6 protein-coding genes are annotated in these 6,869 nt (G+C 69.8%); 2 read left to right on the top strand and 4 right to left on the bottom strand.

Going from position 1 to position 6,869, the window contains the following annotated elements; genetic code table 11:
- Window positions 1-49: 49 nt before the first annotated feature.
- The gene (locus ACXIZN_RS35645) at window positions 50-523 is read right to left on the bottom strand and encodes a nitroreductase/quinone reductase family protein (protein ID WP_457959294.1); all 474 of its coding nucleotides are present in this window, start codon (window positions 521-523) and stop codon (window positions 50-52) included.
- A gap of 117 nt (window positions 524-640) precedes the next feature.
- Here ACXIZN_RS35645 and ACXIZN_RS35640 point away from each other — a divergent pair, with 117 nt between their 5' ends.
- A complete protein-coding gene (locus tag ACXIZN_RS35640) occupies window positions 641-1,330 on the top strand; it encodes a TetR/AcrR family transcriptional regulator (RefSeq protein WP_457959293.1) in 690 nt (229 codons plus the stop codon).
- Here the strand turns inward: ACXIZN_RS35640 and ACXIZN_RS35635 are convergent.
- Both ACXIZN_RS35635 and ACXIZN_RS35630 read right to left on the bottom strand, forming a co-directional pair.
- On the bottom strand, window positions 1,314-1,937 hold the full coding sequence (locus ACXIZN_RS35635; protein WP_457959292.1) for a TetR/AcrR family transcriptional regulator: 624 nt from the start codon (window positions 1,935-1,937) through the stop codon (window positions 1,314-1,316). The two genes, ACXIZN_RS35640 and ACXIZN_RS35635, sit on opposite strands and share 17 nt — an antisense overlap.
- A gap of 9 nt (window positions 1,938-1,946) precedes the next feature.
- Window positions 1,947-2,141, bottom strand: coding sequence for a hypothetical protein (locus ACXIZN_RS35630; protein WP_457959291.1), 195 nt, complete (start codon window positions 2,139-2,141; stop codon window positions 1,947-1,949).
- Window positions 2,142-2,310: 169 nt separating this feature from the next.
- On the opposite strand from ACXIZN_RS35630, the gene ACXIZN_RS35625 reads away from it, so the two are divergent.
- A complete protein-coding gene (locus ACXIZN_RS35625; protein WP_457959290.1) occupies window positions 2,311-3,834 on the top strand; it encodes a 3-hydroxyacyl-CoA dehydrogenase in 1,524 nt (507 codons plus the stop codon).
- A gap of 53 nt (window positions 3,835-3,887) precedes the next feature.
- On the opposite strand, the gene ACXIZN_RS35620 is transcribed toward ACXIZN_RS35625, so the two are convergent.
- Window positions 3,888-6,863 (bottom strand): PQQ-dependent sugar dehydrogenase, encoded by a 2,976-nt coding sequence (locus ACXIZN_RS35620; protein WP_457959289.1) that lies wholly within the window; start codon window positions 6,861-6,863, stop codon window positions 3,888-3,890.
- Between the last annotated feature and the right edge of the window lie 6 nt (window positions 6,864-6,869).

Genomic DNA, 6,869 nt, shown 5'->3' with positions numbered 1-6,869 from the left:
TCGGGTGGGTGGGGGCGCGACTTGGGTGGGTGGGGCGTGAGACGCGGGATCAGGCGAGTCTGAAGATCGGGTAGCCGGGCGCGATCTCCAGCAGCGTCTCGTCGGACGCCTTCGCGTCGATGCCGTCGAAGAACACACCGACCTCGAACTTCCAGCGCTTGAGGTACGCGCGCAGGATTTCGGGCTTCTCGGCGTCGGCGAGTTCGGTGTAGGTGAACGTCTCGGTGCGGCGCCCGACGCTGAGCTGGCCTTCACCGGCGACGCGCAGGTTGCGCACCCACTGCGTGACACCGCGCGGCGCGACCAGGTAGCGCTCGCCGTCCAGCTTCAGCAGGTTGACCGGGACCGAGCGCAGTTCGCCGCTCTTGCGGCCGCGGACCGAGAGCACCCGGCTCCCCAGGACGCTGACGCCGAGCCTCGTCAGCTTGAGCACGAATTCGTTGAACGCGCTGGTCGCTTTCGCCGGCTTGAGGTAGCGGGCGGCGTTGCCGGAAGCAGTGGTGGTGGTGGCGGTGGTGGTCATCTCGTCTCCTTGAAGTCTTCGAGAGCAGTGCTCTCTATTAAGAGCAGTGAACACCGGGGCGGTGCACCATGTCAAGAGCAGTGCTCTCTTTTTGGTGCGATGCTCTATGGTGAGAGCATGGCCGCCACCCAGACCGCGCGCGAACGCGCCCGCGCCGAGCTCACCCGCGAGATCAAGGACGAAGCCCGCCGCCAGCTCGCCGAAGTCGGCGCGCTCGGCCTCTCGCTCCGCGCGGTGGCGCGGGAGCTGGGCATGGTCTCGTCCGCGCTCTACCGGTACTTCTCCAGCCGCGAAGAGCTGCTGACCGCCCTGATCGTCGACGCCTACAACGCCGTCGGCGAAGCCGCGGAGGCGGCAGACGACCCGAAGAAGACCTCACTGGAGCGCTGGGAGTCGATCTGGCATGCGGTCCGCGCCTGGGCGAAGGCGCACCCGCACGAGTACGCGCTGATCTACGGCTCGCCGATCCCCGGCTACCAAGCCCCGCAGGACACCGTGGCCCCCGCCGGCCGGGTGGCGTTCGCGCTGGTCACCGTCCTGCGCGACTCGAACCTCCGAGTCGAGACAGAGGTCGGCGAGATGCCCGTCGCGCTCCTGAACCAGCTCGACGCCCTCACCGGGATCCTCAAGATCAACCTGGCCCCCGAGACCGCCTCCCGGCTGATCATGGCCTGGACGCAGCTGTTCGGGATGATCAACTTCGAGCTGTTCGGTCAGTACGTCGGCTCGGTGGACCCGGCGGACGACTTCTTCGCGCACGGGATCCGGCAGATGGCCGAGTTCACCGGGATCAAGATGACCGGCTGAGCGCGGTCCACGACCGCATCAGCAGCTGGACGGCGTCCACCACGTCCTCGTCGCCGGTCCCCTCCGGGCTGAGGAAGCGCTGCAACAGGAGACCGTCCTCGAGCGCGTGCAGGATCAGCGCGAGAAAGGCCGGGTCGGCGGGCGGTTCCACGCCGCGCGCGGCGAGTTCCGTCCGGACCGAGGTCTCCAGCAGCGCCCTTGTCGACTTCTCGCCTTCGCCGACCAGCGGGCGCGCGTCGGGATTCCGCAGCGCGTACAGCGCCAGCTCGGTGCGCAGCGTCAGCCAGCCGGCGAGGTGTTCGGCACGCTCGACGTTCCACGCGCGCAGCCGGTCCATCATCTCGGCGAAGGAGCCGACGCCCTCCCGCAGCGCCGTGACCTCCTCGGCCTCGCGCTGGGTCCGGCGGCGCAGCAGCTCGACGACCAGCTCGTGCTTGCCGTCGAAGTTGCCGTAGAAGGCGCCGCGGGTGAATCCGGCCCGTTCGGCGATCTGCTCGACGGACGTGCCGTTGACCCCGCGTTCGGAGAACAGCTCGGCGGCCGCCGCGAGCAGGCGCTGCCTGGTCTGCTCGCGGCTTTCTTCCCGCGTCAAGCGTTTCGCCGTCACACGGCGATCTTAGAGTTCGGCGTTCGCCTTCCGGCCGGTCAGCCACACCCCGCCCGCGAGGACGGCGACGGCGACCACGACGGCCAGCGCGGTGAGCGACCACAACGCCTGGCTCGCCAGGAAAGCGGCGACGGCGCCGAAGAGAACGGCGACGAGGAGCAACGGCGTGGTCCGGACGGCTGCGGCGGCGGGGACGGTGGCCATGGGAGCTTTCCCTTCGGGGTGGGGCGCGGAACACTCGGTTTTCGCGGAGGAGACCGCGCCGGGCAGGCGGCCTTACGCCGAGCAGGGCACGGATCACCCTTCCGGGCGAGATATCGGCGTGGCGGCTAGCGTCACGCCCGGAACGACTTCGAGGGAAAGGCGGCTCGCGGTGGAGAAGTGGGCGGAGCAGGTCGGCAGGATCCGGGTCATCGGAACCGGGGTGATGGGCCGGGGCATCGTCCAGCTCGCCGTGACGGCGGGGCTCGAGGTGGAGCTCGCCGACGCCCGGCCCGACGCGGTCGGCGAGGCCATCGAGCACGTCGGCGCGATGCTCGGCAAGCTCGCTTCGAAGGGCAAGATCAGCGAGGAAGCCGCCGAGTCGGCCAGGGGCAGGCTGATCGCGGCCGAGGGCCCGCTGGCCCCCGCCGACGGCGTCGACCTGGTCGTCGAAGCGGTGCGCGAGGACCTGGAGATCAAACGCACGCTGTTCGCCGAACTGGAGCGCGTGTGCGGGCCGGACACGGTGTTCGCCACCAACACCAGCTCGCTGTCGGTGACCGAGATCGGGGCCGCGCTGACCGATCCCGGCCGGTTGCTGGGCCTCCACTTCTTCAACCCGGTCCCGCTGATGCGGCTGGTCGAGGTCGTACCCGGCGCGCGGACCGCCGCCTGGCTGCCGCCGGCCGTGACCGAACTCGTCCGCGGCTGGGGACACGAACCCGTCCTCGCCCGCGACGCGCCGGGCTTCCTGGTCAACCACGCGGGCCGCGGGCTGGGCACCGAGGCGCTGCAGATCCTCGCCGAAGGGATCGCGAGCCCGGCCGAGGTGGACCGCATCGCCCGTGACGTGCTCGGCCTGAAACTCGGCCCGTTCGAGCTGCTCGACCTCACCGGGCTCGACGTCTCGCACGCCGTGCTCGAAAGCATCTGGAGCGGTTTCCACGGCGAACCGCGGCTGCGGCCGTCGTGGCTGACGCGCCCCCGCGTCGCCGCCGGGCTGTTCGGGCGCAAGAACGGCGAAGGCTTCTACTCCTATGTCGACGGACAGCAGCAGGTCGAGCCGGAACCGGCCGCGCCGGAAGCCCCGGCCACGCCGGTGTGGGTCGACGACGAACGGCTCGGCACGCTGCTCTCTTCGGCTGGCATCCAGGTCGTGCACTCCGCCTACCCGGACACGGTCCTGATCGTCAGCCCGATCGGATCGTCCACTGTGGACGCTGCGCGCGCGGCGGGCCTCCCGGCGGAGCGGGTCGTCGGCGTCGACCCGCTCGGCGGCTACGGGAAACGCCTGACGCTCTCGGTCCATCCCGCGCTCGACCCGGTCGCCGGCCGCACCGCCTGGGGCGCGCTCGCCGCGACCGGCCTGCCGGTGACCGTGGTCCGCGACGGTCCCGCCCCGATCGCGCAGCGGCTGCTGGCGTCGATCGTCAACACCGCCTGCTTCATCGCCGGGCAGCGGCTCGCGACGCCGGAGGACATCGACACCGCCGTCCGGCTCGGCCTCGGCTACCCGCGCGGACCGCTGACCTGGGGCGACGAAACAGGCGCCGAGCTCGTGCTGCGGGTCCTGCGCGGGCTCGTCGCGACCACCGGCGACCAGCGCTACCGGCCGAGCGCCTGGCTCACCGAACGCGTCGCGCTCGGCCTGCCGCTCGCCTCGACCGGAACCACCCCTGCCGATCTGCTCCGCTGATACGCCGAAGCGCGTGAAGGCCCCGGCCGACTGAAGGGGCCTTCACGCGCGGATCACCAGCGGCGGTCGGTCACCGCACCGGTGGTGCCGTTCCAGAACACGTAGCCGCCCTGGAAGTTGTTCCGCCGTCCACCGGAGACGGAGAACTCGTCGCTGGTCGGGTAGCGCAGATACGAATGCTCCCAGCCGAGCGCGGCCCAGCGCTGCCGGATCGCCCCATAGACCCCCTGTGCGTCGGTCGACGGGGTCCAATAGATCGAGCCGCCCTTGGTGAAGTGGTTGTACCGGCCGACGCCGTCCGGCGTGGCCGTCTCGTCGGTGGTCGGGTACCCCATCGGACCGTGCTCCCACCCGAGCGCAGCCCACTTGACGCGGATGCTGCCCCAGACGGCACGCGCATCCGTCTGCAGCGTGTAGTAGATCGACGCCTTCTTGCTGAAATGGTTGTATCGCGCGACACCGTCCGGCGTACCCTCCGTCTGCAGCGTGTAGTAGATCGACGCCTTCTTGCTGAAATGGTTGTATCGCGCGACACCGTCCGGCGTACCCATTTCGTCCAGCGTGTAGTAGATCGACGCCTTCTTGCTGAAATGGTTGTATCGCGCGACACCGTCCGGCGTACCCATTTCGTCGGTGGCCGGGTATCCCATCGGCCCGTGCTCCCAGCCGAGCGCCGCCCACTTCCGCCGGATCATGCCGTAGACCGCGTGCGCGCCGGTTCCGACGGTGTAATAGATCGACGCCTGCATGACGCCGGGCCAGACCGGGAAGTGGTTGTACCGGCCGACACCGTCCGGAGTGGACTGTTCGTCGGTCGCGGGCGGGCCGAACTTCACGTGCCCGCCGGCGGCGAGGTACATCTTGAGGATCTCGCCCTCGATCTGCCGCACGCCCGTGTCCTTCGACCAGTACAGCCGTCCGCGCTCGTAGGCGCGGAAGCGGACCGTGCCGTCGACGGCCTCGGGCGCAATCGGCGCGCCGAGGCGTTGCGCCAGCGCGGGTTCGTCGCGGTAGCGCTTGTCGATCGGGGTGCTGTAGTTCGCCGTGATCGTCTGGTCGGTGGCGCCCATGGTGATGGCGGTCAGCCGGTCGGCGGCCCCGGTGGACCAGCCCGTGAAGGTCGACGCGCCGTCCGAAGCGACCTCGGCCGCCTGGATCTCCACGGTCGCGCCTTCGACCACCATCGCCGACGCCGCCCCGCCTTCCGCGGTGATGCCGAGCGCGGCGGCGACGTTGCCGACGAGGGTCAGCCGGTGTTCGCGAGGCTTCGCCACGTAGGTCTTCGAGACCGTGACCCCGGCGCTGTCGGTCGCCGAAGCGGTGAACTCGAGGTTGGAGTCCGTGTGGTCGGTGAACGGCATGGCGAATTCGGGGCCTGTGCCGCTTTCGGCCGGATGCGCGTGACAGACCGCGTTCTCCGGGCAGTGCCGGACCAGAGTGGTCCAGGTGACCGGCAGCTCGCCGTCCTCGACGTCGGTGACGGTCGCGCCGACCTCGACCTCCTCGCCGACCGCGAACAGCCTGCCGCCCGGGTCGGTCATGGTCAGCTTCGGCGAATGGTTCCCAGGCGCCACGGCGATGTCGGTGCTCCCGGACGCCTGCAAGCCGTCCTTCACCGTCAGTTTGGCGGTGAACCTCTCGGTCCCGGCCGCGTAGGTGTGGCTGACCTTCTCCCCCGTGCCGGTGATGCCGTCGCCAAAGTCCCATTCGTAGGTCAGCCGGTCGCCGTCGAAGTCGTACGAACCACTGCCGTCGAAGGAGACCGTGCGGGTTTCGGGGTTCGTCTCGGAAGTGGCCACCGCGACCGGCGCCTTGTTCCCGGTGGTGTAGCTGAGCCGCCGCAGCAGGCCGGTGTAGATGTCGGCGTAGACGATGTCGCCGTTGGCCGCGGCCGAAAACTTGACCGGGCCGCCGATACCGCTGAACTTCGGCGGCGTCTCCTGCGGGCGGACGACGCGGCCCTGTGTGTCGTACTTCGCCGTCCACAGCTTTTGCGTGGCGTAGTCGCCGAAGAAGTACGCGCCCCGGTATTCCTCGGGGTACGACTCTCCATTGTAGACAATGCCGCCGGTGACGCTGTTGCCGTTGTCGGGGCCCTGACCGTGCGGGATCGCCAGCATCGGCGGGGTGTTCACGGCCGAAGCGCACTGCGGCATCGCGGAGTAGCCGTCGGTCCGCTGGTTCCCCTCGAAGCACGGCCAACCGTGGTCCGCGCCCTTCTGGACGAAGTCGATTTCTTCCCACGTGCCCCAGCCGACGTCGCCGACCACCGGGAGACCGGTGCTCGCGTCGACGCTGAACCGGAACGGGCTGCGGAAACCGGTCGCGAACACCTTGGAGCGCACGGAATCCGGGTTCGCGGCGGTGTAGTACGGGTTGTCCGGTACACCGGCGCCGCCGGAGGTGACGTGGAAGATCTTGCCGTAGATCTTGTCGAGGTCGTACACGTTGAGCGCGAACGGATCCGCCGCGCCCTGGAAGCGGGCGCTGTCGCCGATCGAGACCCACACCGTGCCGTCGGGGGCGGCGACGACACCGGTGATGCCGTGGACGTCGGTGTTGCCGGGGCCTTCGATCAGGATCTTCTCCCCGGTCAACCCGGTCGGTTCCGTGGTGCCGGACACCGTCCAGCTCGACGCCCGCAGGACGAACCCGCCACCGGCCTGATTCACCGCACGCGTCGTGTAGATCCTGCGCGAAGTGGCGAAGTCGGGCGCGATCGCGATGCCGGTCAGGCCCAGGTCACTGGCGGTCCGGACGTCGGCCAGGTTCGCGATCTCCCTGATCCGGCCGGTGGTGGACACCCACGCGACCTTGCCCGCCTTCCCGGTGGTCAGGATCGAGCCGTCGGGCAGGTAGGCGAAGTCGGTCAGGTCGTACGGAGCCTGGCCGCTCTGCTGGTCACGCAGGACGAAGCCGGGCGGCAACAGCGGCGCTGCGGACGCCGAAGTGGACGTCGACGGCACCAGCAAGGTCGCCAGCAGCACCACCGCGACGGCTTGGCAGAGCGCGCGGAATCTCGAAGGCATGCGTGG

The sequence above is a fragment of the Amycolatopsis sp. TRM77291 genome (genome assembly GCF_054166285.1).
This window is presented reverse-complemented; position numbering and strand designations above follow the sequence as displayed.